The organism is Bacillus sp. FSL W7-1360 (assembly GCF_038592975.1).
Lineage (GTDB): Bacteria > Bacillota > Bacilli > Bacillales > Bacillaceae_D > Shouchella > Shouchella lonarensis.
On sequence record NZ_CP151950.1, the window covers coordinates 567,279 to 591,995 of the forward strand.

A 24,717-nucleotide genomic window follows, 5' to 3' on the forward strand; every position below is an offset into this window, starting at 1 on the left:
GGTGGCTTTTAATGCTTGAGCTATTATGGAAAGTATTTTCGCAGACAGGGAATGTAGACATGTATTTGTTATTGAAAGAGCTAGAGGAAAACGGAGAAGACCTTGAAAATAACACAAGTGAAACCGGCTCACTTGGTCCTTCTCCTCTTTAAAAACCCGCACCAATATAGGGAGAGGTCATGTTAAAAAAAGTCGACGGCATTGTGCTGAAATCGATTGATTACGGAGAGACAGATAAAATTGTGACATTGTATACAACGTCTTATGGGAAGATGGCTGTGTTAGCAAAAGGGGCCAAAAAAGGGACGAGCCGTTTTTCAGCAGTGACACAGCCATTTGTATATGGGTCGTTTTTGTTTTTTCAAGGACGAGGCATGCCATCACTTAGTCAAGGTGATGTGTTGCAGTCGTTTAAAACAATCCATATGGATATGACAAAAGCTGCGTATGCCGCATACATGGTAGAGTTAGTCGATAAACTTACAGAAGCGCGGCGGATATATTTGCATGTATTTGACTGGCTTATTGTCGCACTAAAACAACTTGAAACAGGATACGATGGTGAAGTGATTGCACGTATCGTCGATTTGAAAATGTTAACGGTCGCCGGCGCAAAACCTGTGTTGGATTATTGCGCGGTTTGTCGTTCAGACACTCATGATCCAACCGTATTTTCGATTACACAGGCAGGTTTTTTATGTGTCACTTGCGCGTACCGTGATCAGCATGCTTATCCAATATCAATTACCTTTGCCCAGTTGTTACGTACACTTTATTATGTCGACTTAAACAAGATCGGCACAATTTCAATTTCAGCAAGCACAAAGAAGCGACTCCGTACAATGTTGCATATGTATTACGACGAATATGTAGGGATTCATTTAAAGACACGGGGGTTTATTACGCAACTAGAGCGGTATGATCCACGTCTTTTCACGCTTGACAATGATTAAAAAAGCGACTATAATGAGCAAACAACGAAAAGGTGCGTCTGAGGGAAAAAAGAGCGTTTGCGTCACTTGATGCATAGCGATCCTAGGGTGGTGTGAGCTAGGACATCAAAGCAAGTGTACAGGCAATTCCCGAGCATAATCGGATAAAGTGATCGACCATCCAGCAGTCAGGAATTAGAGACCAGAAGTCGGAACAAAAGGGCATCATCCGACCTCGGGCGACTGATTTTTGACTTCCGGTCGATAAGTAGGGTGGAACCGCGGGCAAACTGCTCGTCCCTATGCCACATGGGCGTAGAGGCGAGTTTTTTTGTCGTCTACTGCCCCTAATAAAGGAGGACAATCAATGGATGTTCAGTCAATGATTTTAACGTTGCAATCTTTTTGGTCAAAGCAAAACTGTATCATTATGAATGCCTATGACATAGAGAAAGGGGCGGGAACGATGAGTCCGCATACATTGCTACGTACAATCGGCCCTGAGCCATGGAACGTGGCCTATGTGGAACCGTCGCGCCGTCCTGCTGACGGGCGTTACGGAGAAAATCCAAATCGCTTATACCAACATCACCAATTCCAAGTCATTATGAAACCATCGCCGCTTCATATTCAGGAGCTCTATTTAGATAGTTTGCGGGCGTTAGGTATTGATCCGTTAGCGCACGACATTCGTTTTGTGGAAGATAACTGGGAGAATCCGACGCTTGGCTGTGCAGGCCTCGGCTGGGAAGTATGGTTAGATGGCATGGAGATCACGCAATTTACGTACTTCCAGCAAGTAGGTGGTATGGAAGCGAATCCCGTCTCTGCCGAAATTACGTATGGCCTTGAGCGGTTAGCGATGTATATTCAAGACAAGGAAAATGTGTTTGAGCTTGCCTGGGTCGATGAATTTACATACGGTGATATTTTCCATCAGCCAGAGTACGAGCATTCTAAATATACGTTCGAGGTGTCGGACACGAAGATGTTGTTTTCGCTGTTCTCGACGTATGAAACAGAGGCGACGCGTGCACTTGAGGCAGGACTTGTCTTTCCTGCGTACGATTACATTCTCAAATGTTCGCACACGTTCAATCTGCTTGATGCACGGGGCGCGATTTCAGTCACTGAACGAACTGGATATATTGGGCGTGTACGTACGCTTGCGCGGAAAGCAGCGCGTCTCTATTATGATGAAAGAGAAAGGCTTGGTTTTCCGATGTTAAAGAAGGAGGGCTCCTCACATGAATCATAAGCCATTGTTATTAGAAATTGGTGTAGAAGAATTGCCAGCACGAGAAGTCGTACCGGCTGTGAAGCAGCTCGGTGAGAAAGTGCGCGCATGGCTGGATGACAAAGGATTGTCATATGAAAAAGTCGAGACGTACGCGACACCGCGGCGTTTGGCTGTCATTGTTGAGGCACTTGCTGTAAAGCAGCCAGATGTCACTGCTGAAGTACGTGGACCGGCAAAAAGGATTGCGATGGATGCTTCTGGTGAATGGACAAAAGCGGCCCTTGGGTTTGCCCGCGGTCAAGGCGTCGAGGCGCAAGCACTTCAAGTCAAGCACGTTGGAGATGTCGAATATATTTTTGCCAATACATTTACGGCTGGAAAAGAAACGATTTCCCTTTTGCCTGAGCTAAAAGATATCGTAACGTCCCTTAATTTTTCGAAAAATATGCGTTGGCATACGTATGATTTACGTTACGCGCGCCCGATTCAATGGCTTGTGGCGCTTTATGGAGAAGACGTTGTCCCTTTTTCAATCACAGCCGTTTCAACAAACCGACATACAAAGGGGCACCGCTTTTTAGGGGAGGAAGTCACGTTACACTCTCCGGATGAGTATGTAGAAAAGTTAGAAGCGCAATATGTCATGGTTGATGTAGAGAAGCGTAAGTCGCGCATTTGTATGCAATTAGAACAACTGATGACGAAAAATGGTTGGCATATTCCAATTGACAAAGCATTGTTGGAAGAAGTGACGAACTTAGTGGAATATCCAACGGCACTTGCAGGTCAGTTTGATGAAGCATTTCTATCTTTGCCAAAAGAAGTGCTTGTAACGACCATGCGTGAGCACCAACGCTATTTTCCAGTTACAGACGCCAATGGTCAGTTGCTTCCTTATTTTGTGACCATTCGCAATGGGAACGATGCATCTATCGCGCAAGTGGTGAAGGGTAATGAAAAAGTGTTGCGGGCTCGCTTGGCAGATGCGAAATTTTTCTATGAAGAAGACGGGAACCTTTCAATAGAAGATGCATTAGCGAAACTTGATCACATTGTTTTTCACGAATCAGTTGGGACAATTGGCGAGAAAGTGGCGCGCACGACCGCGATAGCCACATGGTTAGCAGCACAAAGTGGTTTATCAGAAGCGGAACAAGAGACGGTGCGTCGTGCTGCAGCAATGAGCAAATTTGATCTTGTGACGAATATGGTAGGTGAATTTCCAGAACTACAAGGACGAATGGGGCAAGTGTACGCGCTGAAAGCAGGTGAGGCGGAAGCAGTTGCAACAGCCATTTATGAGCAATATTTGCCACGGTTTGCAAAAGACGTGACGCCAACAAGTGCAGCGGGAACAATGCTTGCGTTAGCAGACCGCCTAGATACGCTTGTATCATGTTTTGGAATTGGACTCATTCCAACCGGTTCTCAAGATCCCTATGCACTGAGACGACAAGCAAGTGGCGTTGTTTACCTGTTACTTGCCTATAAATCCCGACTACATTTGGATACATTACTTGATTATGCGTTGGAAGTTGCCTCAAAAGAAGGATTTATGACTACGTCTGTCGAAGAAACAAAGGAGACGCTCTTAACATTTTTTGAGACACGTTTGAAATACGCTTTTACTGAAGCCGGAAATCGCTATGACGTGGTCGATGCAGTGCTACAAGCTCCACAAACGGATGTAGAAACAATGCTTGCGAAAAGCCAGTTGCTCACAGAAAAGGTGGATGACGCGACATTTAAAAAGAGTGTAGAAGCGTTTCGACGTGTGACAAATTTAGCAACAAAAGCAACACACGACGAGGAAGTGTCAAATGATCTTTTTGAAAATGAGTCAGAAAGTATGTTATGTCAAGCAACGTTGAAAGTCGAAAAAGAGATGGGTCAAGCTTTAGCGGCACGTGATGTGAAAGCAGCGTTTGCATCATTAACAGCGTGTGAACCGGCAATTGCTGCGTTTTTCGCGGACACGATGGTCATGTGTGACGATGCGCGCATCCGTCACAATCGGTTGGCATTGTTGCGACGGCTGGCACAGTCGATAGAAGCTTTTGCTGACTTTCAGCAACTCGTTCTTCCTACGTGAGTAAGGCAAAAGAGAGGTGATCCAAATCGAACTGTCGAAGCGTCAACAACAAATTATTGACATTGTGAAAGAGAATGGCCCCATAACAGGGGAGCATATCGCTGAGCGGCTCTCTTTGGCGCGGGCGACACTTCGTCCAGATTTGGCCATCTTAACGATGTCCGGATATTTGGATGCACGACCACGTGTTGGTTATTTTTATACAGGGAAAACAGGCGGGCAAATGTTGTCAGATAAAATTAAAGATATTACAGTTGCCCATTACCAGTCACGTCCTGTACTCGTTTCAGCGTCATCATCTGTATATGAAGCGATTTGTACGATGTTCTTAGAGGACTGTGGCACCTTATTCGTTGTGGATAAATCAAATACATTAATTGGTGTTGCTTCTAGAAAAGACCTTTTGCGCGCAAGTTTAGGCGAGGGGTCGTTAGAAACAACCCCAGTGAGTGTCGTGATGTCCCGCATGCCTAACATCGCGATGTGTCAGAAGGAAGATGCAATCATTGAAGTCGCACAAACGTTAATGACACGACAAATAGATGGATTACCTATTGTGAAAAAAGTCGCTGTAGGATCAGGATATGAGGTCATTGGACGCGTAACGAAAACAAATTTGACCGCGCTATTGGTTGATTTGGCAAATAATGATTTTGAATGAGATGAAATAGTGATAGTAGAACATATAGTTCATTTTTTAAGGGGATGAATCCAGTGATGACAAAGAGCCGTGAACGCCTTGTCGTATATGTCGTTTCAGATTCAGTTGGAGAAACGGCTGAACTTGTTGCCAAAGCGGCAATGAGCCAATTTAGTGAAGCGGGCGTCGATCTTCGTCGCATTCCTTACGTTGAAGACAAAGGAACATTGAAAGAAATTATTGAGCTTGCTCAAGAAGAAGATGCACTCATAGCATTTACGCTTGTGATCCCAGAAATGAAACACTTTTTATTAACAGAAGCGGCGGCAGTTGGGGTGGAAACGGTCGATATCATTGGTCCAATGTTGGCGAAGATCCATGAATTGACAAATGAAGAGCCTCGTTATGAACCGGGATTGATTCATCGCTTAGATGAAGATTATTTTCGTAAGGTCGAAGCGATCGAATTTGCGGTAAAGTATGATGACGGTCGTGATCCTCGAGGGATTATTTTAGCAGATGTCGTATTAATTGGTGTGTCTCGCACGTCTAAAACCCCACTTTCACAGTATTTAGCGCACAAACGGTTTAAAGTAGCTAACGTTCCGCTCGTACCCGAGGTGGAACCACCAGAAGAGTTATTTCATATCTCACCAAAAAAATGTGTCGGTTTAAAAATTAGTCCAGAAAAGTTAAATGGCATTCGTGCTGAACGTTTAAAAGCATTAGGTTTGAAAACGGAAGCCAAATATGCAGATATGAACCGTATTAAGGAAGAATTGGACTATGCATCACGTGTGATGGCAAGAATTCAATGTCCCATCATCGATGTTTCAACAAAGGCAGTTGAAGAAACAGCAAATATGATTTCTGATATGTTTCGGAAAAAAGGATAAAGGATGAAGTGGTAGTCCTTTAAATAGATCTATTTATAAACACGCGTGAAATGACGTCTTTTCAAACCCGTTACTTTTCAGTATAATGGGTACTTGTGATTGTTTTTAATGATGTGTATGTATATTGGGCGCATCTAGCAAATAAATATGGAAAAGTCAAGACTTTTTTCTGTTTTTTTGGCAATGATAGAAGAGGAAGCATAAAAATGGTGCCTTCGACATATTTTTTTTGTTTTCGTCAAGTTAGGAAGGAAATACTCGTCATGGTGTAGAAAGATATAGTTATGGGAACAAAAAGAAACCAAATTGTATATGTAGATGCTGATTCGTGTCCTGTAAAAGAAGAAATTATTTCTTTGTGTGAGACGTATGAATGTGACGTGGTGTTTGTTTGTTCCTATGCCCACGATCTAAACGCACCAGCACATATAAAAATTGTGCAAGTAGATTGTCATAAAGAAGCTGTTGATTTATATATTTTAGCAGCAGTTAAAGAGACTGACGTATGTGTGACACAAGATTATGGTCTCGCTTCGCTCTTACTGATGAAAGGAGTGTACGTCGTCTCTCCACGTGGACATCGTTACGACGAGAAAACAATGGATGAGATGTTACAGTCGCGCTACCTTTCACAAAAGGAGCGACGATCAGGAAAGAAAGTACGCGGGGGGCCGAAAAAATTTACAGCAATTGAGCGGGATCGTTTTAAACAAAATTTGGCTTCTTTGCTGGATGGTGAGTGAGCGTACGAAAGGATTTGGTGATTGCCCATGGTGGATAAAATACAGGATGAGCAATTGGCTGAGATTCGTAGGGCAAATGACATTGTAGAAGTGATTGGTGAATATGTCCAGCTCACAAAGCAAGGGCGTGGTCATAGTGGACTTTGTCCATTTCATCACGAAAAGACACCATCATTTTCTGTCTCGAGTGAGAAGCAGTTGTATCATTGTTTTGGGTGCGGTGCAGGAGGCAATGTGTTTACCTTTTTGCAAGAAATAGAAGGCTGGCATTTTACCGAAGCGGCACATCATTTGGCGCGTAGGGCACGTATTGCGCTGCCAGAAGCAACAAAAAATACCACTCATAAGACAAGTATGCACGCTGATCTCCAGGTGATGAAAGAAGCGCATACGCTCGCGGCGGAAACGTATCATAATGTATTACGCATGACTGAAGAAGGTGCACCTGGACGGGTGTATGCAGAGGAGAGAAAGTTATCTGCTGCACAACTTGAGCACTTTCAAATCGGCTACGCACCGGACCATTGGGAGGCACTTACGACGATTTTTTCAAACAAGAAGTGGTCTCTCTCGCTCATGGCACAATGTGGATTGCTTTCCGCAAGAAAACAAGCTGAAGGGTACTATGATTTATTTCGGCATCGCCTCATGTTTCCTGTGAAAGATGGCAAAGGACAGGTCATTGCGTTTGGTGGTCGGGCGATTGGCGCTGACCAGCCCAAATATTTAAACAGTCCAGAAACCCCATTGTTTCAAAAAGGGAAGACACTGTTTAACTTGCATGATGCAAGGTCAGGTATGAGACAGCGTGACCAAGTGATTTTATTTGAAGGAGCGTTTGATGTCATTGCTGCATGGCAAACAGGTGTTACAAATGCGGTTGCGACTTTTGGTACGGCGCTGACAATTGAACAGGCGACATTGTTGCGGCGAAATGTTTCGCAAGTTGTTCTTTGTTATGACGGTGATCAGGCTGGGCTTGAAGCAACACGTAAAGCGATTTCCGTGCTTGAAGGTGTAGGGTGTGAAGTGAAAATATGTTTGTTACCAGACGGACTTGATCCAGACGGATTTATTGCTCATCACGGCGCACAGTCATTTCGATTGCATTTGGAAAAAGAATTGATGTCGGTTATGATGTTTCGTATGCATGATCGTAGGATTGGGAAAAATCTTCAAAATGAAGGAGATCGGTTACGCTATATTGAAGAAGTAATGCGGGATTTAGCAAAGTATCCGCAAGCAGTCACACGTGAATATTATATGCGCCAACTAGCAGATGAGTTCGGCTTATCAATAGAAGTGCTTCGCGAGGAACAGACGCGTTTTAGAAAAGAGGTGGCACAGGCAAAGCGAAAAGAAGAAAATTCGTTTGCTAAGGCGCCGTCTGAAAGAAAATCTAATATACGCTTACCAGCAGCATATGTGCAGGCAGAAAGGGCTTTACTCGGTTATATGTTGCGCGATATTGAAATGGTATGGCGTGTGTCTACCCAATTAACAGGACAGTTTAATATTGATGCGCATCAAGCGTTATATGCGTATTTATTATCATTTGTGTCACGAACACCTGGAGCAAATATGGATCTTTTTATTGCCGAGCTAGAGGATCGCGACCTTGCGCGTCTTGCAGCTGAATTATTAGTACAGCCATTAGAGGAACCATGTAGCGATGAGGCATTTCGCGATTATATAAAGCGGATTGAACAATACCCAAAATGGGCACAATTACTTGCACAGAAACAAGCGATTAAGCAAGCAGAGGACCCAGTAGCTGCGGCAAAGCTTGCCCAAGCATTGCAGGAAGAGTCACTCCGATTAAAGAATGAATTTGCCAGCAGCTAAGTTAGCAGCGTCAATTTTGGAAGGAGGGGATCGTATGGCGGAAAAAACACCACGTCCATTGACAGAAGGTGATCTTACCATCGATCAAATGAAGGAACAACTTGTCGAGCTTGGGAAGAAGCGTGGCACGCTCACATACGCTGAAATTATAGAGAAAATGGCTGTCTATGAGCAAGACTCTGACCATATGGATGAGTTTTATGAGTACCTTGGTGAACAAGGGATTGAACTGGTAAATGAACCCGATGATGAGGCTGCGACGATTCGTCAAGTAGTGAAAGAAGAGGATGAATTTGATTTAAACGACCTGAGTGTACCACCAGGTATAAAAATTAATGACCCTGTTCGAATGTATTTAAAAGAAATAGGTCGCGTCGCATTATTGTCTGCCGATGAGGAAGTGAATTTGGCTAAACGAATTGAACAAGGAGACGAGGAAGCAAAGAAGCGGTTAGCAGAAGCAAATTTACGGTTAGTGGTTTCAATTGCGAAACGTTACGTCGGGCGTGGGATGTTGTTCCTTGACTTAATTCAAGAAGGGAACATGGGACTCATTAAGGCGGTCGAGAAATTTGATCATGACAAAGGCTTTAAATTTAGTACGTATGCAACATGGTGGATTCGTCAAGCCATTACACGCGCGATCGCTGACCAAGCACGTACGATTCGGATCCCGGTGCATATGGTTGAGACCATTAATAAGTTGATCCGTGTACAACGACAACTTTTACAAGAATATGGGCGTGAACCGTCGCCTGAAGAAGTTGCAAAGGAGATGGAATTAACCCCAGAGAAAGTGCGCGAAATTCTTAAAATCGCTCAAGAGCCTGTGTCATTGGAAACACCCATTGGTGAAGAGGATGACTCTCACTTAGGTGACTTTATTGAGGACCAAGAAGCGCTTGCCCCATCCGATGCAGCAGCGTACGAATTGTTAAAAGAACAACTAGAAGATGTGCTTGATACATTAACTGACCGTGAAGAAAATGTGCTCCGCTTGCGTTTTGGTTTAGATGATGGACGTACGCGTACACTTGAAGAAGTAGGAAAAGTGTTTGGCGTCACGCGCGAACGTATTAGACAAATTGAAGCAAAAGCACTGCGTAAATTGCGTCATCCGAGCCGCAGCAAGCGATTAAAAGACTTTTTAGAGTAGTCGACAACCATCTGACCTTAAAGGTGAGAAGAGAGGTCAGATGCGTCACTCTTTTAAAAGGAAAAAAGCGTTTTTCTCTTACTTCTTTTATTGTACTGTGTGCGCGCACAGAATGCAAATGAGATGGACTTTTTGTCACAATGGAGAAAAACGTATGCTCTCTTTTCATATGAACAAAAGTAAAGTAAAATAAGGTGGATGCGGTTTCTTTTACATATATTTTGAAACAGCAACAGAGAAAGGGGTCGATCAAATGAAGGGACGTCCGTTACTCCCATTTGCGCTTATCGCGCTACTTGGGGTCATCCTTGTTGTCGTACTTTCGACAGTAGGACAACAACAACGCGCAAATATGGATAAAGAAGGTGATGACACTGGTGAACCAATGGTCATCGAAGATCCAATTGCTCATGGAGAACAAGTTGTACAAAAATCATGTGTGTCCTGTCATGCAACGGATTTAGCTGGGACAGGCAATGCACCTGCATTAAATGCGTTAGAAGGTAAATTAAGTAAGGAAGAAATCATTGAAGTCGTAAAAAATGGCCGAGGTGGGATGCCATCCTTTAGCGGTACATTCAAAGATGAAGAAATCGATGCAATTGCAGAATACTTGTTATCTCTATCAAAGTAAGGTGAAAAAGCAGGGGGCGACCTCTGCTTTTTCAATAAGGATGTGAAAACGTGAATGAACAAAATCTCTCAAAACGATTAGCGTGTGTTGCATCCTACTTAAGTGGTGTGACAAAAGTGGCCGACATCGGCTCAGATCACGCCTATTTGCCATGCTATCTGTGTTTAAAAAATGAAAACTGTTATGTGGTCGCTGGTGAAGTGAATGAAGGACCTTACCAATCCGCGAAAGCACAAGTGAGACAGGCTGGATTATGTGACCAGATTGATGTGCGGAAAGGAAACGGTCTCGCTGTTTTACGAGAAGAAGACGGTATTGAGGCGGTTGTTATTGCCGGAATGGGCGGTCCCCTCATTGTAGACATTTTAACAGACGGACGAGAAGCATTAAGAGATGTGCACATACTTGTGTTACAGCCGAATGTCGCGGCACAGGTCATTCGGTTATGGTGCGTCGCACATCATTGGACGCTTGTTGCAGAAGAAATTATAGAGGAAGACGGGAAAATTTATGAGGTACTTGTCGCTAAGAAGGAAAGTGGAAAAAGACAGGCATTGTCAGCAGCTGATTTATTGCTTGGTCCATTTTTAAGAAAAGAGAAATCAGCGGTATTCCGGAAAAAATGGTCTGAGGAAGTAGCGAGCTGGACGCGTGTCCTCGCGCAGTTAGATAAAAGTCAAGATCCAATCGCAGCAAGTGAGAAGCGACAAAAGATCGAGGAAAACATTGCGCTCGTTCGGGAGGTTTTACAATGAAAAAGAAAGCCTTGCATATGCAAACATTGCTCGCCCATTTTGCAACATTTGCACCGAAGCATTATGAAATGGACGGCGATAAGAACGGACTCATGGTCGGCACGTTAAATAAGCACGTCAAGCGTGTCATGACTGCCCTCGATGTGCTAGAAGAAACGATTGATGAAGCCATTGACGAGCAAGTTGACTTGATCATCGCCCATCATCCGCTCTTATTTCGTCCGTTAAAGCAAATTGATACGAGCACAGCGATTGGGCGGATCGTTTCCAAGGCACTCCAGCATGATATCACCATCTATGCGGCACACACAAATCTCGATGTCGCACAAGGTGGCGTCAATGACTTGCTTGCGAAGCAGTTAAACTTAACAAACACGCGGGTCCTCGTCCCGACACACACAGAAGCAATGCAAAAGCTTGTCGTCTTCGTCCCAATGTCACATATAGAAGAAGTGAGAGAAGCGCTCGGTCAAGCTGGTGCTGGTCATATCGGCGAGTATAGCCATTGTGCGTTTCAAACTGAAGGAACAGGCACATTCCGCCCGAGTGTTGGTGCCAATCCGTATATCGGTTCAGCTGGTAAACAAGAATTTGTGGAAGAAATCCGCCTCGAAACGATTGTGACGAAGAAGCAGTGTAAAGCTGTGCTGACAGCATTGAAGCGCACACACCCGTATGAAGAGCCAGCTTATGACGTGTATCCATTAGAGGAACCGGCAGAACAGCTCGGACTCGGACGGATCGGCTCAGTACATGAAGCGACAAACCTTAATGCATACGCGCGGTTTGTGAAAGAAGCCCTCCAGTTGCAGGCAGTACGTGTCGTTGGAAACGGTGATACACCAATCCGGAAAGTAGCTGTACTCGGAGGAGATGGCAATAAATACGTCGGGGCTGCGAAGCGAGCTGGTGCGGATGTACTCATTACTGGTGATGTGTACTACCACGTTGCCCAAGACGCTTTGATGGATGAATTTTGCCTCATTGATGCCGGGCACCATATTGAGCACGTTATGAAAGAAGGTGTTGCGTCGCGATTACAAGCGTTTGTAGTGCAGGAAGGCTATGACGCAGAAGTATTTGCCTCGACGCGGAGCACAGATCCGTTTTTGTTTGTTTAGATCGAGAAAACCTGTGTAGCACCGGTGTGGGGTTGTGCAGGTTTTTTGGGGTGGGTTGAACTTGCCTCTAATCATTAAGTGAAGGCAAGCGATATACTTTGTCAGATCTATAAGAGAAAATAAATGAATCATGCAGGATTTCCGTCTCCTTTTGTTGAAGTGTAACAACGAAGTACGAAAAATGACAGGAGGCGGTGTCGGGAATGGGTGTATCCGAGAAAAAACGAAGTTATCGAGATTTAAAGCCTTTAGAGGAAAAATTTACGTCTAGTCTTGGTGCAATGATTGCAGAGCACAAATTAACTGAGGCGGCATTAATGTACTGGTTGGAGAAAGAGAAGACAAGAGAGGGTATGACAGAATCTGAATTGCAGATTCATAAGAAGAGCTTCGCTTCTGTTGTACCAGAATTCAATCGGAGGCTCCATCTTTTCTTTGGAGAGCTGGAAGAGTCTTGGGAAACGTTGAAACAAGAAATCGTGAAATGTGTACAGACAGCAAAACAGCGCAAGTTTGTGATGGAGTATGTGTTTGAGCGGCAAAATGCTGTGAATAGCGAGAAAAAGAAGATGCGTAAGTTAGAAAAAAAGCTATGTCGCTACGCTGTGAAGTGGGGGAAAGAAGAGTAGGCGTAAACTTTTCAATAAAGTGTGTCAGTATGATATTTGAAAACCTTATGGGATATAAAAACAAAATAATTAAATACTATTAAACTTGTCGGTATGATTTGCAAGCGGTTCCTATGTGATGCGTACACAAACTAAAGATCTAGTCATAAAGTGTAATAAGGACAACGCACGACCCCGTTTGTGCAGAGTGAACCCGCTCGCTCCATGAGCGAGCGGGTACTCGTATTGATGAAATGTGTCAAGCTTTTAACATGTTCAGCTCTTTGGCGCTCGCACTTTTGGTAAAATTTTCTCCAGTGGTACTTTCTTCGTTGTGTCCCACGTCTCAGGATTTTCAGGCTCATATTGGCTAATGAAATTGATGACTTCTCGTGTGATGGGCGTTGGTGTAGATGCACCAGATGTCACCCCAACTTTTTTCGCCGATTTGATCCAATCAAGATTCAGCTCTGACAAGTCACCAATCCGGTAGGCAGGTGTGCCGGCAATTTGTTCTGATACTTGCGCTAAACGGTTGGAGTTGTTACTTTTTGGATCACCGACAACGATGACGACATCGCACGTGGCCGCTTGTTCGGCGACTGCTTCTTGCCGTACTTGTGTTGCCAAGCAAATCTCATTATGAACTTCAGCACGGGGATACATGTCCATGGCCCGCTTCATAATGTCAGCAACATCCCATTGGCTCATAGTGGTTTGGTTTGTAATAATGATGTCACGGTCATCAAGTTGTAGTTTTTCTAAGTCTTCAAGCGTTTCAACAAGATGAACAGCATCTGGGGCAACACCCATAGCGCCTTCTGGTTCAGGGTGACCTTGTTTCCCAATGTAAATAAATTGATGACCTTCTGCGGCTTTTTCACGAATTAAATCATGTGTTTTCGTGACGTCAGGGCAGGTCGCATCAATGCATGTAAGCCCTTTTTCACGCGCGAGACGGCGCACTTCAGGTGAAACGCCGTGTGCTGTAAAAATAACGGTACCGTGTGTCACATTTTTCAAGATTTCTAGCCGGTTCGGACCGTCGAGAGAAATGATGCCGTCTTCTTCAAACGCGTCTGTCACGTGTTGATTATGAACAATTTGACCTAATATATAAAGCGGTCGAGGTAGATCTAAATTTTGTGCGGCTTGTCGTGCCATGACCATCGCGTCAACGACACCATAACAATAGCCTCGTGGGGAAATTTTTAAAACGTCCATGTCAATTAATACCTCCTATGGAGAATGAGCAAAGAGGCAAGCGAAAAGGAACAACGCGGACAGCATTGTTCCTGGCTCCGGATCATTGATAGTGGAGATTCACTTGTCTTACATCTATTGTAAAGGAGAAAAGGTGTGTTCGCAATGTCATTGTGTTTGTTTCAGTACATTGGCATCGATAAATTCATATGCCTGCTCTTCTGAATAGTCATTGACAAGCGCGATCTCACTTGCAACAAGTTGACGCGCTTTTTGTAAGTAGTTTCGGTCTTGGATGTGCAATCCATTTGAACGTTCTGATTGTTTTTTAGATAAAGCAGAAACGAGATGAGCAGCATCAATAATGTTTCCCGATTTTAACATGTTCTCTGTATCTCGTGAAAATTGGTTGGTCGAAGGGAGTTTTTCAGGTCCTTCCTTTAATGCTTCGACAACTTCTTCAATTTGAGAAGAGGAAATAATGCGTCGGAGGGACGACTCTTGAATCCGGTTTTCGGGTAACATGAGTGTAATATCGACGAGCGGGAAATGTAAAATAAAATAGGAATGTGTTTCTCCTAAAATTTGTCTTTCCTCGATGTCTTGAATGGTGCCTGCACCGTGATACGGATAGACAACTTTGTCACCAACTTTAAACATGGACATTCCTCCAATCAAGTGATTGTGTTATTATAACATGAGGAGATATAAATTTCAAATTATACTACTCCGTTAGGATGGTTGTCAACAAGAAATTTCTAGATGTACAATTTCGGTTGAGATGTCGTTCTTTGCTCATAGTTGGATGGTGCGTGTAGATGTGGGGTAGAGATTGGTGAGTGCGCAGTCATGGATGGTTCACTTCTATTGCCATCGGATACAGGTTGTGTGGATTGCATGCTGCGTAGCATTCGCCATAATGCTGGGATGCGCTTCACATATGGACCATATTGTTGGATCATCGGTGTCACTTGTTGCGTGACGCCGATGACACGTTGGGCGTAGACTAAAATGGTTGCGAGCGTAATGCCCTCTCCAAAAGCAGCAGTACCGCCACCAAATAATTGTGGTAGGAACCGTCCACTTGGACGCGGTTTTGTTGGCGTGGGATCAGGCTGTACAAGCGGTCCAAAGTGATGAGTAGGCGTCATGCCCATCAGCCGACTGCCAGTTGGCGGAAAGCGATGTTGTAAAGGAATAGCACTATGAGGTGGGCCTAAAAAAGGATTCATGTGAATTGCCTCCTCTCTTACGATCAAAAATAGTCAGTGTACGGTTAGTACAATGTATGCGCGATGATCAGTGTGTGTGAGGTTTGACAATAGACGATCTAATGTTTCTATGGTAAAATGAACGCTTATGAAGAGCGATACGGAAAGTAGGAATAACGATGCAGGCAGAAAATTTTAGCCGGTTTGGCTTAGACCGACGTTTAATTACAGCGTTAAGTGAGCTTGGCATAGCGCAACCGACAGAGATTCAAGAGCGATTAATTCCCGCCATTTTGAATGGACGTGATTGTATCGGGCAGTCGCAAACGGGAACAGGGAAAACATTTGCATTTTTGTTGCCGCTAGTCAATCAAATTGATACGACCCGTCCGGAATTACAAGCAATCGTGACAGCACCGACACGGGAGCTGGCAACACAATTATTTCAAGAACTTAAAAAGCTCCTTGTACATTTTGAAGGTACGCTAGATGCGCAACTATTTGTTGGAGGGACGGACAGAAAAAGACAAGCAGATAAATTGGCCACGAAACAACCCCACATTGTTGTGGGCACACCGGGACGAATTGGAGATTTAATTAAAAACCAATGGTTGGTTGCTTATACGGCGACAACATTTGTCGTTGATGAAGCGGATCAAATGTTAGACATGGGTTTTCTTGAAGAAGTCGATCAAATTGCTGCGCGGTTGGCCCCCGATTTGCAGATGCTTGTCTTTTCTGCGACAGTCCCGGAAAATCTCCAGCCATTTTTGCGAAAGTATATGAATGACCCAAGGCATGTTCATGTGTCGCCACATCAAACTGCTGCTACACGTGTGACGCATCAGCTTGTTCCCATTCGTCACCAAGAAAAATTGACGGTTTTAAAACAGGTCATTCAAGGGCTGTCACCATATTTGGCACTCATCTTTACGAATACGAAGGAAGAAGCCGATGAGGTGACGGATGCGTTAGTGAAAGAAGGCGTGAATGTTGATTGCCTCCACGGTGGTTTATCTCCTCGCGAGCGCAAACAAGTGATGAAGCGTGTGGCAGCTGTCGACATTCAATATTTAGTGGCAACAGATTTAGCGGCGCGCGGTATGGATATAAAAGGTGTCAGTCATGTCATCAATTTTTCGTTTCCAACAGATTTAGACTATTATGTTCACCGGATTGGACGGACAGCACGTGCTGGTGCGGATGGACTGGCCCTCACATTATACGACCAAAAAGACGAAGCCGCGTTTGCGAAGCTTGTAAAACGGGGAATTGTTTTTCAGTTTGTAGAGTATAAAAAAGATGAGTGGATCGTATTAGATAAACCACCAGTTGGCGCCGGACGAGTAGCAAAACGCACGACGAAAAGCGAGTCACATGCAAAGAAAGATGCGCCCAAAAAACCAGTGACACGTACAGGTGGCAAAGCAAAAGCAAAGCCGAAAAAAGTAAAGCCAGCATATAAGCGAAAAGCACGTGTCACTGCAGAGAAGAAAAAACCGCGGTCTGCACGGAAAGGCTAAAGACGTTTAAAGGGGAGGAGCGTTTATGACATTGCAAATAGGTTCCCATGTATCAATGAGCGGAAAGAAAATGTTGTTACAGGCAAGTGAAGAAGCAGCTTCGTACGGAGCAACGACATTTATGATTTACACAGGTGCCCCGCAAAATACGCGCCGTAAACCAATTGAAGAGTTAAATATTGCAGCTGGACAAGCTCATATGAAAGAGCATGGTTTAACCAACATCGTTGTACATGCGCCGTATATTATAAACATCGGTAACGCGATCAAACCAGCAACTTTTCAACTAGGTGTTGACTTTCTACGTTCAGAAATTGAACGGACAGAAGCAATAGGGGCGAAGCAAATTGTTTTGCATCCTGGCGCTCACGTTGGTGCAGGTGTAGATGTAGGCATTGCAAAGATTATTGAAGGATTAAATGAAGTATTAGAAGAAAAACGTGATGTACAAATTGCTTTGGAAACGATGGCTGGGAAAGGATCGGAGTGTGGACGATCGTTTGAAGAGATTGCCCGTATTATAGACGGCGTGACGCATAATGAACGCTTATCTGTTTGCTTTGATACATGCCACACACATGATGCTGGCTATGACATTGTGAATGACTTTGACGGGGTGTTAAATGAATTTGACCATCTCATTGGGTGCGACCGATTAAAAGTGTTGCATATTAACGATTCAAAAAATGAGCGTGGTGCGGGGAAAGACCGTCATGAAAATATCGGTCATGGGTTTATTGGTTTAAAGGCATTACAATATATTGTGCACCATCCACAACTGGAAGACGTGCCAAAAATATTGGAGACCCCTTACATTGTGCATCCAGACCAAAAAGAGAAGCAACCACCGTATCAGCATGAAATTTCTCTTTTCCGTGGAGAAGTCTTGTCGCCTATCGAAAAAATCATTTCTTAATAACGCAAAAGTCCCCGTCGTTGCGAATTGACGGGGACTTTTGCTCGTTTTAACCTAAATAATGTCCATATTGTTGGAAAAGTTCACTGACAATGTGCGCGATGCGGGGATCAGTTTCTGTTTTTAAACGATGGATAATGTGATGTATTTGTGCTTTATTTCCGACGTCTACTTTTTGTGCATGTACGATACGCAAAATACTTTTTGCTTGCATTAAATCAAGTGTGTAACCATTGTCTTGTGCAAGCGAGATAAGCTCGCTTTCAGTTAAGCTGTTAATTTTTTTATTGGCTAGCTGTTGCATAATGATATTCAAAGCAGTCGCCCCTTTGTGAACAGAGTCGTTCTACTATATGCACTTATATATGTTTTAGAACCGATGGGTGCAATTGAAAATTAATTTTGGCACAATAAAGGGAAATCCGTTGTTTAGCGCGAATGTATTTTGTAGGAAAAAATCATGTAAGGGAAGGTGGAGAAGAAAGATGTCGCAATCAGTCATCTCAATTACGGATGATATTTTATCAGAAATGAATGAGCAACCATCGTTATTTTCATTTATTCAAGTACTGAGACTGCCATATGTAAAGGTAGATGAGCACAATAGATGTGTGCACTGGAGTGATTCTTTCCTTGACATTGTCGATCTTGCTCATGTAGATTTGCAAAATAAAACAATGGTGCAATTAGCAAATAAGACAGAGGTCTTACGATGTATTAATCATGTTTTAGCAGAGGCGCGACAATTGTACATCGCATCGCGTGGACAATATGATCAAGATGAAACGCTCATTAATGTTACAGTGATGCCGGAATGGGAGAGAGAGCAGGTCGTTTATTATATCTTACTAGAGGATTTATCAGGACAACGCAAATTTGAGCAGTTATTATTGTTTTATGATCAGATGGAGAATGTTTCGCGCATTTCAGCAAGTGTTGCGCATGAAATTCGTAACCCATTGTCAATGATCCGTGGCATTTTCCAATTGGCGCAGCGGACGAATAATGTAGACAAGTATGCAAAGACAGTCATCTCCGAAATTGATCGTACAAATTTATTATTGGAGGAATTTGTATCGTTATCAAGGAGAAAGCGCAGCAAAAGTTGGCAGTCACCGCTGTTACTCATCGAGTCGTTTACAGGTGTCATGCAGTCAGAATGTACACTATGTGGGGTTGCTTTTAAAGCCGTATTATCTCGTTCATACGCTGTTTGTTATATTGATGAGACGATATTAAAACAGGTGATGTTAAATTTACTTAGGCGTGCAATGGAGACGTATGATCATACACGTGTAAATGGTTTTTTACATATAAAAATGGATATTATTGGTGAGTGGGTCAACATTGAAATGATTGATAATGGTGGCGACCTATCACAACAAACATTGAAACCAAAGCGTAACATGTCTCTCTGTAAAAAAATGATTGAAGAAAATGGCGGAACGCTGTTGATTCATAGTGAGATGAATATTGGTACAAAGGTGACCATACAATTTCCCGTATTAGTATAAAGAAAATGACGATGAGATCGTTTTTTTGGCAAGAAATGTGTATATAAGTAAGAAAATGAGCACCTTATAAGTGATGAGGAATGATTAGATGATTTTACTGGTTCCTTTTTAATATGGTAACTTTGAGGTGGCTGCTGTTGAATACACGAAAAAAGTGGGTCATAGCTGTTAGTATAAGTGTGCTTGTCGTATTGTTACTTGTCGTCATCCAGCGTGATATGCCATTCAAGCAGCAGTATGGTAAAGATAAGGATACCGCTACATTAGAGGAGGCATATCGCTCGTTAGAGAAGGAATTGGCGACGGCACAAGTGGACGTGATCCCATTTGACATGAAAGAACATCGGGCTTTATGGGAGCGCGCGTTTCATTTATCTGAACATTTATATCAGGATAGCAGTGGTTACTTCCAAAAAGAGTGGGGTTTATTTTTAGGTCAATTATCTGAAGACAGGGGCATTGATCCTTACGTCGTGTATGAATTATTAAAAGTAGAAAGTGGTCACACATTTGATCCCGATGCTATTGGACCAGAGACACGGTATGGGCAAGCATATGGAATGGCGCAGTTTATGGAAAATACGGCCCCGTGGATAGCGGAAATGGCTGACCTTCCGTATGAAAAGGAATTATTATTTCATCCACTGTATGCGATTCGATTATCTGTAGAATACCTCGATTTTTTATATCAACAATACAATGACTGGAACTATGCCCTCACTGCTTACCATCGTGGGATGGGCGGTTTGGAATCGTATATTGCCCGCAATGGACATGCAAAAAGTGAGTACGCAGTGACAATACAAGAAAGAGCAAAGAAACATGCAGCACAATCTGCATAAGGATTATAGCCAAACTGTCTCTTCTTTGCAAGGGGCAGTTTTTGTGTCATAAAAATTTTTATGACTAGACATTTGGCTCATTATGATTATAATAAAGAGGAAGTGATAAATCGTAATCATTCTTAAAAATGTTTGTGTAAGGAGGTTGGAGCGCATGGAGAATCAAGACGTATTGGCGCAATTAAGTCACGTTGCTTTTCGTTATCATAAACGCCCAGTGTTGCGCAATGTGTCTTTGACCATTGAGCGTGGGGCTTTTTTAGGCCTTGTCGGACCTAATGGCTCAGGAAAATCAACGTTGGTAAAGTTATTGCTGGGTCAGTTAAAACCAACCGTGGGTGATGTTTATTTGTTTCAACAACCGGTGCAGCAATTTAAACAATGGGATAAAATCGGCTATGTGTCGCAAAAAGCAAATCGTTTTAGTAGTGGATTCCCAGCGACAGTGTATGAAGTTGTCTCAATGGGTTTGTATGGCCAAATTGGTTTATTCCGTTTTTTACGTAAGCATCATAAGGAGAAGGTGTTGGAAGTTGTTAAACAAGTTGGGTTGCAAGATTATTTGAATGAAAATATTGGTGAACTATCCGGCGGACAGCAACAGCGGGTTTTTATCGCCCGGGCTTTAGTAAGTGATCCAGAGCTGCTCATTTTGGATGAACCGACAGTAGGTGTGGACTCTAAAAGTGTAGACCAATTTTATGGGTTGCTACGTGAGCTGAATGAGCGTCATCGCAAGACATTGCTATTAATAACGCACGACATTGGCGCGGTGACTACGTACGTCAGTCAAGTCGCGTGTTTAAACCAGACCATTCATTTTCACGGTGAAAGTGAGGAGTTTGCGGCAAAGAAAGACAAACTTGATTTTTACAATCATGATGTACATTTATTGACACATCATCACGAAGAGGTTCCTCATGTTTGATGCATTTATGACTTATAACTTTTTACGTTACGCATTTTTGACAGGGATCATGATCGGCTTATTGGCGCCGACATTAGGTGTATTTCTTGTTGTGCGACGGATGTCACTCATTGCTGACGCATTGTCACATATTACACTTTCAGGTATTGCATTAAGTTTGTTATTAGGTCGCCATTTTATTTTCATGCAAGGTGTCAATCCACTTTTTCTTGGGATGGGTTTTTCTGTGGCTGGCTCATTATTAATGGAGAAGTTACGTCAAGTGTACGTACATTATAAAGAGATCGCCATCCCAATTATGATGTCTAGTGGGATTGGACTTGGCGTTATTTTTATTTCTATGGCAAAAGGCTTTAATAAGGATTTACTTGACTACTTATTTGGATCCATTCTTGCCGTCAACAAAAGTGATTTTCTGACAATTACGTTCATCACAGTCGTCGTATTGATTGTCCTATTTTTATTTTACAAGGAATTGTTTTTCTTATCGTTTGATGAAGAACAGGCTGTGATATCTGGAATAAGAAAGCGACTGGTGCATTTTGTGTTTATCGTGATGGTAGCACTGGTCATTGCTGCATCAATGCGCGTTGTGGGTATTTTGCTCGTCTCATCTCTCATGACCTTGCCCGTTGCCAGCGCGATGCGGTTTGCCAAAGGTTTTAAACAATTATTTTTCTATGCAATCATTTTTGCGGAGATTTCAGTGATGGGTGGGCTGATCCTTGCTTATCAACTTGGTTTGTCGCCGGGTGGGGTCATTGTCATGATTGCAGTGGTCATCTTGCTTGTTTCTATTATGTGGAAAAAATGCGTTCGTCGCTTTTATAAATACGAGAAGGACATGGACAATAGGGTAGAGGATTAGAGAGTTAAACGAGATCGACAGGTTGGAGTAAAATTAGACGACGTTATCCGCAGCTGAAGGGACACGTCTTAATGGAGGGAAGTGTCATGAATGTCGCCCATGCGCTCCGTTTATTGAAGGAGAAGGGATATAAATATACAGGGAAACGTGAAGATATGTTGCACATTTTTGCGCGTGAAGCGCGTTACTTGTCAGCAAAAGAGTTGCTTGAAATGATGAATCATAAATATCCGGGTGTGAGTGTAGATACCATTTACCGTAATTTATCTTTGTTTGCTCAGCTAGGCATATTAGAGACAACGGAATTGGAAGGGGAAAAACGTTTTCGTTATCGATGTGACACATCTACGCATCATCACCATGTAATCTGTCTCTCATGTGGCAAAACAGAGTCGTTTCAGCATTGTCCGATGGACGAATTTACACGGCAACATTTCCCTCAATTTGACGTAACGGGTCATAAATTTGAAGTATATGGAAGATGTGAAAGTTGTCAATTGTAATATACGTGTTATAGAGGAATTCACTTCCATGAATGGTTTTGGACAAGTTGCAGATCCTATGACTATAGGAGGGGATGCATATGACTGGACCAGTGGTAAAGTGTAATGTCGCAAACTGTGCATATTGGACAGCGGGAAACCGTTGTAGTGCGGACGAAATTCTTGTGGAAATTGATGCGCATGCCACAAAGGATTACGATGTTGAAGCAAGCGGAGAGTTAAGTGCGGACGCGCTTCATAAAGATAAGGCTGAAAATACGGCAGAGACGTGTTGTCATACGTTTAAACCGAAAGAATCTAAATAAAAACAGTGGGTGACACGTGTATGTATGTGTCACCCACTGTTTTTATGTAATTAGAATTGTGGGCATGGTTTCGTGACAAACTAACGGTATCTCATGTAGAAAGAAGGGATACGTTGTGAAAAAGGAAGAAAAAAATGAGCCAGTTCGTCTTGTTGATGAAAATGACCCATCGCTCACATTTGTCAATACGCATGTGGATGGACATGACGGGGCAAAAGGAACGGAGTATGTTTACAATGCAAAATCTAACCATACGTATGATGAAGAAGTAGCAACAGAATTCCCAGCGACAAATGATTATGTCGACCCATCACCAACGACCGATGATGAAGAAGACACATTTGAAGCACCCGGAAAGGGAATTGGAACGATGGGACTCGTCTTGGCGATTACGTCATTATTTTTTGTCCCATTGCTACTTGGGGTGGCAGGGGCGATTTGCGGCGTAATTGCTTGGAGCAAAGGTGCACGGACGCTCGGTGTATGGTCTATCATTATCGCTGTTGCCTCTGTCGTAGGCACGTTATTGTTTTCACCGTACTTGTAAATGGTGCTGTTACATGGAAAGAAGCCCATACGATCGTATAGGCTTCTTTTCTGCACTATTTATTTAGCTGCGCTTGTCGTTCTTTCTCCTGATGTTCGGCAGCTAATTTGTCGATTTCCTTTTTCAATTCTTCGACCATAGTTTCCTCAGGGACTTTACGAACAATTTCTCCCTTCATGAAAAGCAAACCTTCCCCACGTGCGCCGGCAATGCCAATGTCAGCTTCTCGTGCTTCACCAGGGCCGTTGACGGCACAACCGAGCACAGCGACTTTAAGAGGTGCCTTGACTTGGGCAATATATTCCTCGACTTCATTGGCGATGCTAATTAAGTCAATTTCGATGCGACCGCATGTTGGGCAAGAAATAAGCGTCGCTGCATTTGCGGCTAAGCCAAATGTTTTCAAAAGTTCGCGTGCGACTTTTACTTCTTCAACCGGATCAGCGGACAAGGAGATACGAAGTGTATTTCCAATCCCATGGTGAAGCAAAATGCCAACACCAGCTGCGCTTTTCACTGTCCCGGCAAAAAGTGTGCCTGACTCCGTAATGCCAAGATGGAGCGGATAATCAAATGCTTCAGCTGCCTTTTTATACGCTTCAACCGCTAAGTGTACATCAGACGCTTTTAAAGAAACGATGATATCGTAAAAATCAAGGTCCTCTAAAATCTTAATATGATGCAGTGCACTTTCGACCATTGCTTCAGCGGTAGGGTAGCCGTATTTTTCAAGTAAATGCTTTTCAAGTGAGCCGGCATTGACACCAATCCGAATGGGAATGCCTTTTTCTTTTGCTGCTTTTACGACAGCTTCAACGTTTTCGCGTTTGCCAATGTTACCTGGGTTAATACGGATTTTATCGGCGCCGCCTTCAATCGCTTTTAAGGCAAACTTGTAGTTGAAATGAATATCAACAACGAGTGGTAAATTAATTCTTTTTTTTATGTCTGCGATCGCTTCGGCTGCACGCATATCTGGGCATGCGACGCGGACAATTTGACATCCTGCTTCTTCCAGACGATTAATTTCAGCAACGGTTGCTTCTACATCATGTGTTTTGGTTGTTGTCATACTTTGAATGATCACTTCATCGTGACCACCAATCGTTAAATGCCCGACTTTAACAGGGCGTGTATGTTTACGGTGAATCATTTTGGTCATAGACCTTCTCTCCTTTGCGGGCACGGTAGCCCGACTATAGTCTCCCATGGAAGTCTGCTCTTATTTTACCAATGATGATGGGGGCTGGCAAGCAAATTGGTGAGAAAGCCAGAAATACGCATGTCTAGTCTGTATTGTAAAGAGGAAAGCGATACGTTTGTCCAATTTGAAGTGTTTCTGTCTGTTTCATGCCGTTTAGTTGGTGGAAATCATCAATAATTTTTTCAATTGGTACAGATACAGGTTGGTCATGTAAGCGCTCGACCACCGAAAGAATGGTTTGTCCGGGTTGAATGATGACTTCTTGGTAAGGAGCTGTTACGGTAGGCAAACTGTCTTTTTCTTGAATCTGAACGGATCCGTTTGACAAATCGTGGCGTACACCTAGCACGATTAGTAGTGAAACAATGGCAAAAGTAAGTTTTTTCATCTGTGCACATCCTCCAAGCAGCTGCAATTGGGAATAACTACTACATGTAGAATATGAAAAGCGACGACATGCTATACCAAAAGTCGGAAATCAGCGACCGTAA

At 43.2% G+C, this 24,717-nt stretch carries 28 protein-coding genes; 22 read left to right on the forward strand and 6 right to left on the reverse strand.

Annotated features, from left to right (window positions below; all coding sequences use genetic code 11):
- Positions 1-11: 11 nt before the first annotated feature.
- The 13 genes from NSQ26_RS02815 (at position 12) to NSQ26_RS02875 (ending at position 12,683) form a co-directional block, all read left to right on the forward strand.
- The gene (locus tag NSQ26_RS02815) at positions 12-152 is read left to right on the forward strand and encodes a YqzL family protein (protein ID WP_090775886.1); all 141 of its coding nucleotides are present in this window, start codon (positions 12-14) and stop codon (positions 150-152) included.
- A 27-nt stretch (positions 153-179) separates the two neighbouring features.
- Entirely contained in the window at positions 180-953 is a 774-nt protein-coding gene (gene recO, locus NSQ26_RS02820) for a DNA repair protein RecO (RefSeq protein WP_090775887.1), read from the forward strand.
- A gap of 346 nt (positions 954-1,299) precedes the next feature.
- Complete coding sequence (gene glyQ / locus NSQ26_RS02825; protein WP_090775888.1) at positions 1,300-2,190, forward strand: glycine--tRNA ligase subunit alpha; 891 nt, start codon at positions 1,300-1,302, stop codon at positions 2,188-2,190.
- On the forward strand, positions 2,180-4,264 hold the full coding sequence (gene glyS / locus NSQ26_RS02830) for a glycine--tRNA ligase subunit beta (RefSeq protein ID WP_499719069.1): 2,085 nt from the start codon (positions 2,180-2,182) through the stop codon (positions 4,262-4,264). The genes glyQ and glyS overlap by 11 nt, the downstream gene beginning before the upstream one ends.
- Before the next feature lie 16 nt (positions 4,265-4,280).
- Entirely contained in the window at positions 4,281-4,925 is a 645-nt protein-coding gene (gene ccpN, locus NSQ26_RS02835) for a transcriptional regulator CcpN (RefSeq protein ID WP_090775890.1), read from the forward strand.
- A gap of 56 nt (positions 4,926-4,981) precedes the next feature.
- Positions 4,982-5,800: a pyruvate, water dikinase regulatory protein gene (locus NSQ26_RS02840; protein ID WP_090776001.1), complete on the forward strand. Its 819-nt coding sequence runs from the start codon at positions 4,982-4,984 to the stop codon at positions 5,798-5,800.
- Positions 5,801-6,084: 284 nt separating this feature from the next.
- Positions 6,085-6,543, forward strand: coding sequence for a YaiI/YqxD family protein (locus NSQ26_RS02845; protein ID WP_090775891.1), 459 nt, complete (start codon positions 6,085-6,087; stop codon positions 6,541-6,543).
- A gap of 27 nt (positions 6,544-6,570) precedes the next feature.
- Positions 6,571-8,388, forward strand: coding sequence for a DNA primase (dnaG, locus tag NSQ26_RS02850; protein ID WP_499719070.1), 1,818 nt, complete (start codon positions 6,571-6,573; stop codon positions 8,386-8,388).
- Between the two features lie 34 nt (positions 8,389-8,422).
- Complete coding sequence (gene rpoD, locus NSQ26_RS02855; RefSeq protein WP_499719071.1) at positions 8,423-9,544, forward strand: RNA polymerase sigma factor RpoD; 1,122 nt, start codon at positions 8,423-8,425, stop codon at positions 9,542-9,544.
- A 253-nt stretch (positions 9,545-9,797) separates the two neighbouring features.
- Complete coding sequence (locus NSQ26_RS02860) at positions 9,798-10,178, forward strand: c-type cytochrome (protein WP_499719072.1); 381 nt, start codon at positions 9,798-9,800, stop codon at positions 10,176-10,178.
- Positions 10,179-10,228: 50 nt separating this feature from the next.
- Positions 10,229-10,933 carry a tRNA (adenine(22)-N(1))-methyltransferase gene (locus tag NSQ26_RS02865; RefSeq protein ID WP_499719073.1) on the forward strand — a complete coding sequence of 235 codons (705 nt, stop codon included), beginning with the start codon at positions 10,229-10,231 and terminating at the stop codon, positions 10,931-10,933.
- Positions 10,930-12,054 carry a Nif3-like dinuclear metal center hexameric protein gene (locus tag NSQ26_RS02870; RefSeq protein WP_499719074.1) on the forward strand — a complete coding sequence of 375 codons (1,125 nt, stop codon included), beginning with the start codon at positions 10,930-10,932 and terminating at the stop codon, positions 12,052-12,054. Before NSQ26_RS02865 ends, NSQ26_RS02870 begins: the two co-directional genes overlap by 4 nt.
- A 203-nt stretch (positions 12,055-12,257) precedes the next feature.
- The gene (locus tag NSQ26_RS02875) at positions 12,258-12,683 is read left to right on the forward strand and encodes a hypothetical protein (RefSeq protein ID WP_090775897.1); all 426 of its coding nucleotides are present in this window, start codon (positions 12,258-12,260) and stop codon (positions 12,681-12,683) included.
- Between the two features lie 255 nt (positions 12,684-12,938).
- Here NSQ26_RS02875 and NSQ26_RS02880 read toward each other — a convergent pair whose 3' ends face one another.
- The 3 genes from NSQ26_RS02880 to vrrA all read right to left on the reverse strand — a co-directional run bounded on the left by NSQ26_RS02880 (position 12,939) and on the right by vrrA (position 15,097).
- A complete protein-coding gene (locus NSQ26_RS02880; RefSeq protein ID WP_090775898.1) occupies positions 12,939-13,886 on the reverse strand; it encodes a 4-hydroxy-3-methylbut-2-enyl diphosphate reductase in 948 nt (315 codons plus the stop codon).
- 147 nt (positions 13,887-14,033) lie between these two features.
- Positions 14,034-14,525 (reverse strand): CarD family transcriptional regulator, encoded by a 492-nt coding sequence (locus NSQ26_RS02885; RefSeq protein WP_090775899.1) that lies wholly within the window; start codon positions 14,523-14,525, stop codon positions 14,034-14,036.
- Positions 14,526-14,623: 98 nt separating this feature from the next.
- Complete coding sequence (gene vrrA, locus NSQ26_RS02890; protein ID WP_499719075.1) at positions 14,624-15,097, reverse strand: VrrA/YqfQ family protein; 474 nt, start codon at positions 15,095-15,097, stop codon at positions 14,624-14,626.
- A gap of 158 nt (positions 15,098-15,255) precedes the next feature.
- On the opposite strand from vrrA, the gene NSQ26_RS02895 reads away from it, so the two are divergent.
- Both NSQ26_RS02895 and NSQ26_RS02900 read left to right on the forward strand, forming a co-directional pair.
- Positions 15,256-16,599: a DEAD/DEAH box helicase gene (locus NSQ26_RS02895; protein ID WP_499719076.1), complete on the forward strand. Its 1,344-nt coding sequence runs from the start codon at positions 15,256-15,258 to the stop codon at positions 16,597-16,599.
- 25 nt (positions 16,600-16,624) lie between these two features.
- Positions 16,625-17,515 (forward strand): deoxyribonuclease IV, encoded by an 891-nt coding sequence (locus tag NSQ26_RS02900; protein ID WP_499719077.1) that lies wholly within the window; start codon positions 16,625-16,627, stop codon positions 17,513-17,515.
- A gap of 49 nt (positions 17,516-17,564) precedes the next feature.
- Here NSQ26_RS02900 and NSQ26_RS02905 read toward each other — a convergent pair whose 3' ends face one another.
- Positions 17,565-17,831 carry a DUF2624 family protein gene (locus NSQ26_RS02905; RefSeq protein WP_090775902.1) on the reverse strand — a complete coding sequence of 89 codons (267 nt, stop codon included), beginning with the start codon at positions 17,829-17,831 and terminating at the stop codon, positions 17,565-17,567.
- Between the two features lie 169 nt (positions 17,832-18,000).
- Here NSQ26_RS02905 and NSQ26_RS02910 point away from each other — a divergent pair, with 169 nt between their 5' ends.
- From NSQ26_RS02910 to NSQ26_RS02940, 7 genes are all read left to right on the forward strand, one after another.
- Positions 18,001-19,029, forward strand: a complete 1,029-nt coding sequence (locus NSQ26_RS02910; RefSeq protein ID WP_499719078.1) for a histidine kinase dimerization/phospho-acceptor domain-containing protein — start codon at positions 18,001-18,003, stop codon at positions 19,027-19,029.
- A gap of 137 nt (positions 19,030-19,166) precedes the next feature.
- Positions 19,167-19,871 (forward strand): lytic transglycosylase domain-containing protein, encoded by a 705-nt coding sequence (locus tag NSQ26_RS02915; protein ID WP_245701182.1) that lies wholly within the window; start codon positions 19,167-19,169, stop codon positions 19,869-19,871.
- Between the two features lie 154 nt (positions 19,872-20,025).
- Positions 20,026-20,799: a metal ABC transporter ATP-binding protein gene (locus NSQ26_RS02920; protein ID WP_499719079.1), complete on the forward strand. Its 774-nt coding sequence runs from the start codon at positions 20,026-20,028 to the stop codon at positions 20,797-20,799.
- On the forward strand, positions 20,792-21,667 hold the full coding sequence (locus NSQ26_RS02925) for a metal ABC transporter permease (protein ID WP_499719080.1): 876 nt from the start codon (positions 20,792-20,794) through the stop codon (positions 21,665-21,667). Before NSQ26_RS02920 ends, NSQ26_RS02925 begins: the two co-directional genes overlap by 8 nt.
- Positions 21,668-21,753: 86 nt before the next feature.
- Complete coding sequence (locus tag NSQ26_RS02930; protein ID WP_499719081.1) at positions 21,754-22,170, forward strand: Fur family transcriptional regulator; 417 nt, start codon at positions 21,754-21,756, stop codon at positions 22,168-22,170.
- An 80-nt stretch (positions 22,171-22,250) separates the two neighbouring features.
- Complete coding sequence (locus NSQ26_RS02935; RefSeq protein WP_090775906.1) at positions 22,251-22,475, forward strand: DUF1540 domain-containing protein; 225 nt, start codon at positions 22,251-22,253, stop codon at positions 22,473-22,475.
- 115 nt (positions 22,476-22,590) lie between these two features.
- Positions 22,591-23,022 (forward strand): ABC transporter permease family protein, encoded by a 432-nt coding sequence (locus NSQ26_RS02940; protein WP_090775907.1) that lies wholly within the window; start codon positions 22,591-22,593, stop codon positions 23,020-23,022.
- A 55-nt stretch (positions 23,023-23,077) separates the two neighbouring features.
- Here NSQ26_RS02940 and ispG read toward each other — a convergent pair whose 3' ends face one another.
- Entirely contained in the window at positions 23,078-24,184 is a 1,107-nt protein-coding gene (gene ispG, locus NSQ26_RS02945) for a flavodoxin-dependent (E)-4-hydroxy-3-methylbut-2-enyl-diphosphate synthase (protein ID WP_499719082.1), read from the reverse strand.
- A 124-nt stretch (positions 24,185-24,308) separates the two neighbouring features.
- On the reverse strand, positions 24,309-24,614 hold the full coding sequence (gene yqfZ, locus NSQ26_RS02950; RefSeq protein ID WP_499719083.1) for a protein YqfZ: 306 nt from the start codon (positions 24,612-24,614) through the stop codon (positions 24,309-24,311).
- Between the last annotated feature and the right edge of the window lie 103 nt (positions 24,615-24,717).

Coding starts and splice junctions, on each gene's coding strand:
- glyQ (WP_090775888.1), top strand. CDS start 1,300: ATGGATGTTCAGTCAATGATTTTAACGTTGCAATCTTTTTGGTCAAAG.
- yqfZ (WP_499719083.1), bottom strand. CDS start 24,614: ATGAAAAAACTTACTTTTGCCATTGTTTCACTACTAATCGTGCTAGGT.
- NSQ26_RS02840 (WP_090776001.1), top strand. CDS start 4,982: ATGACAAAGAGCCGTGAACGCCTTGTCGTATATGTCGTTTCAGATTCA.
- ispG (WP_499719082.1), bottom strand. CDS start 24,184: ATGACCAAAATGATTCACCGTAAACATACACGCCCTGTTAAAGTCGGG.
- NSQ26_RS02900 (WP_499719077.1), top strand. CDS start 16,625: ATGACATTGCAAATAGGTTCCCATGTATCAATGAGCGGAAAGAAAATG.
- NSQ26_RS02870 (WP_499719074.1), top strand. CDS start 10,930: ATGAAAAAGAAAGCCTTGCATATGCAAACATTGCTCGCCCATTTTGCA.
- glyS (WP_499719069.1), top strand. CDS start 2,180: ATGAATCATAAGCCATTGTTATTAGAAATTGGTGTAGAAGAATTGCCA.
- NSQ26_RS02845 (WP_090775891.1), top strand. CDS start 6,085: ATGGGAACAAAAAGAAACCAAATTGTATATGTAGATGCTGATTCGTGT.
- NSQ26_RS02815 (WP_090775886.1), top strand. CDS start 12: ATGCTTGAGCTATTATGGAAAGTATTTTCGCAGACAGGGAATGTAGAC.
- NSQ26_RS02930 (WP_499719081.1), top strand. CDS start 21,754: ATGAATGTCGCCCATGCGCTCCGTTTATTGAAGGAGAAGGGATATAAA.
- vrrA (WP_499719075.1), bottom strand. CDS start 15,097: ATGAATCCTTTTTTAGGCCCACCTCATAGTGCTATTCCTTTACAACAT.
- NSQ26_RS02880 (WP_090775898.1), bottom strand. CDS start 13,886: ATGGACGTTTTAAAAATTTCCCCACGAGGCTATTGTTATGGTGTCGTT.
- recO (WP_090775887.1), top strand. CDS start 180: ATGTTAAAAAAAGTCGACGGCATTGTGCTGAAATCGATTGATTACGGA.
- rpoD (WP_499719071.1), top strand. CDS start 8,423: ATGGCGGAAAAAACACCACGTCCATTGACAGAAGGTGATCTTACCATC.
- NSQ26_RS02875 (WP_090775897.1), top strand. CDS start 12,258: ATGGGTGTATCCGAGAAAAAACGAAGTTATCGAGATTTAAAGCCTTTA.
- NSQ26_RS02925 (WP_499719080.1), top strand. CDS start 20,792: ATGTTTGATGCATTTATGACTTATAACTTTTTACGTTACGCATTTTTG.
- NSQ26_RS02920 (WP_499719079.1), top strand. CDS start 20,026: ATGGAGAATCAAGACGTATTGGCGCAATTAAGTCACGTTGCTTTTCGT.
- NSQ26_RS02885 (WP_090775899.1), bottom strand. CDS start 14,525: ATGTTTAAAGTTGGTGACAAAGTTGTCTATCCGTATCACGGTGCAGGC.
- NSQ26_RS02935 (WP_090775906.1), top strand. CDS start 22,251: ATGACTGGACCAGTGGTAAAGTGTAATGTCGCAAACTGTGCATATTGG.
- NSQ26_RS02895 (WP_499719076.1), top strand. CDS start 15,256: ATGCAGGCAGAAAATTTTAGCCGGTTTGGCTTAGACCGACGTTTAATT.
- dnaG (WP_499719070.1), top strand. CDS start 6,571: ATGGTGGATAAAATACAGGATGAGCAATTGGCTGAGATTCGTAGGGCA.
- NSQ26_RS02860 (WP_499719072.1), top strand. CDS start 9,798: ATGAAGGGACGTCCGTTACTCCCATTTGCGCTTATCGCGCTACTTGGG.
- NSQ26_RS02910 (WP_499719078.1), top strand. CDS start 18,001: ATGTCGCAATCAGTCATCTCAATTACGGATGATATTTTATCAGAAATG.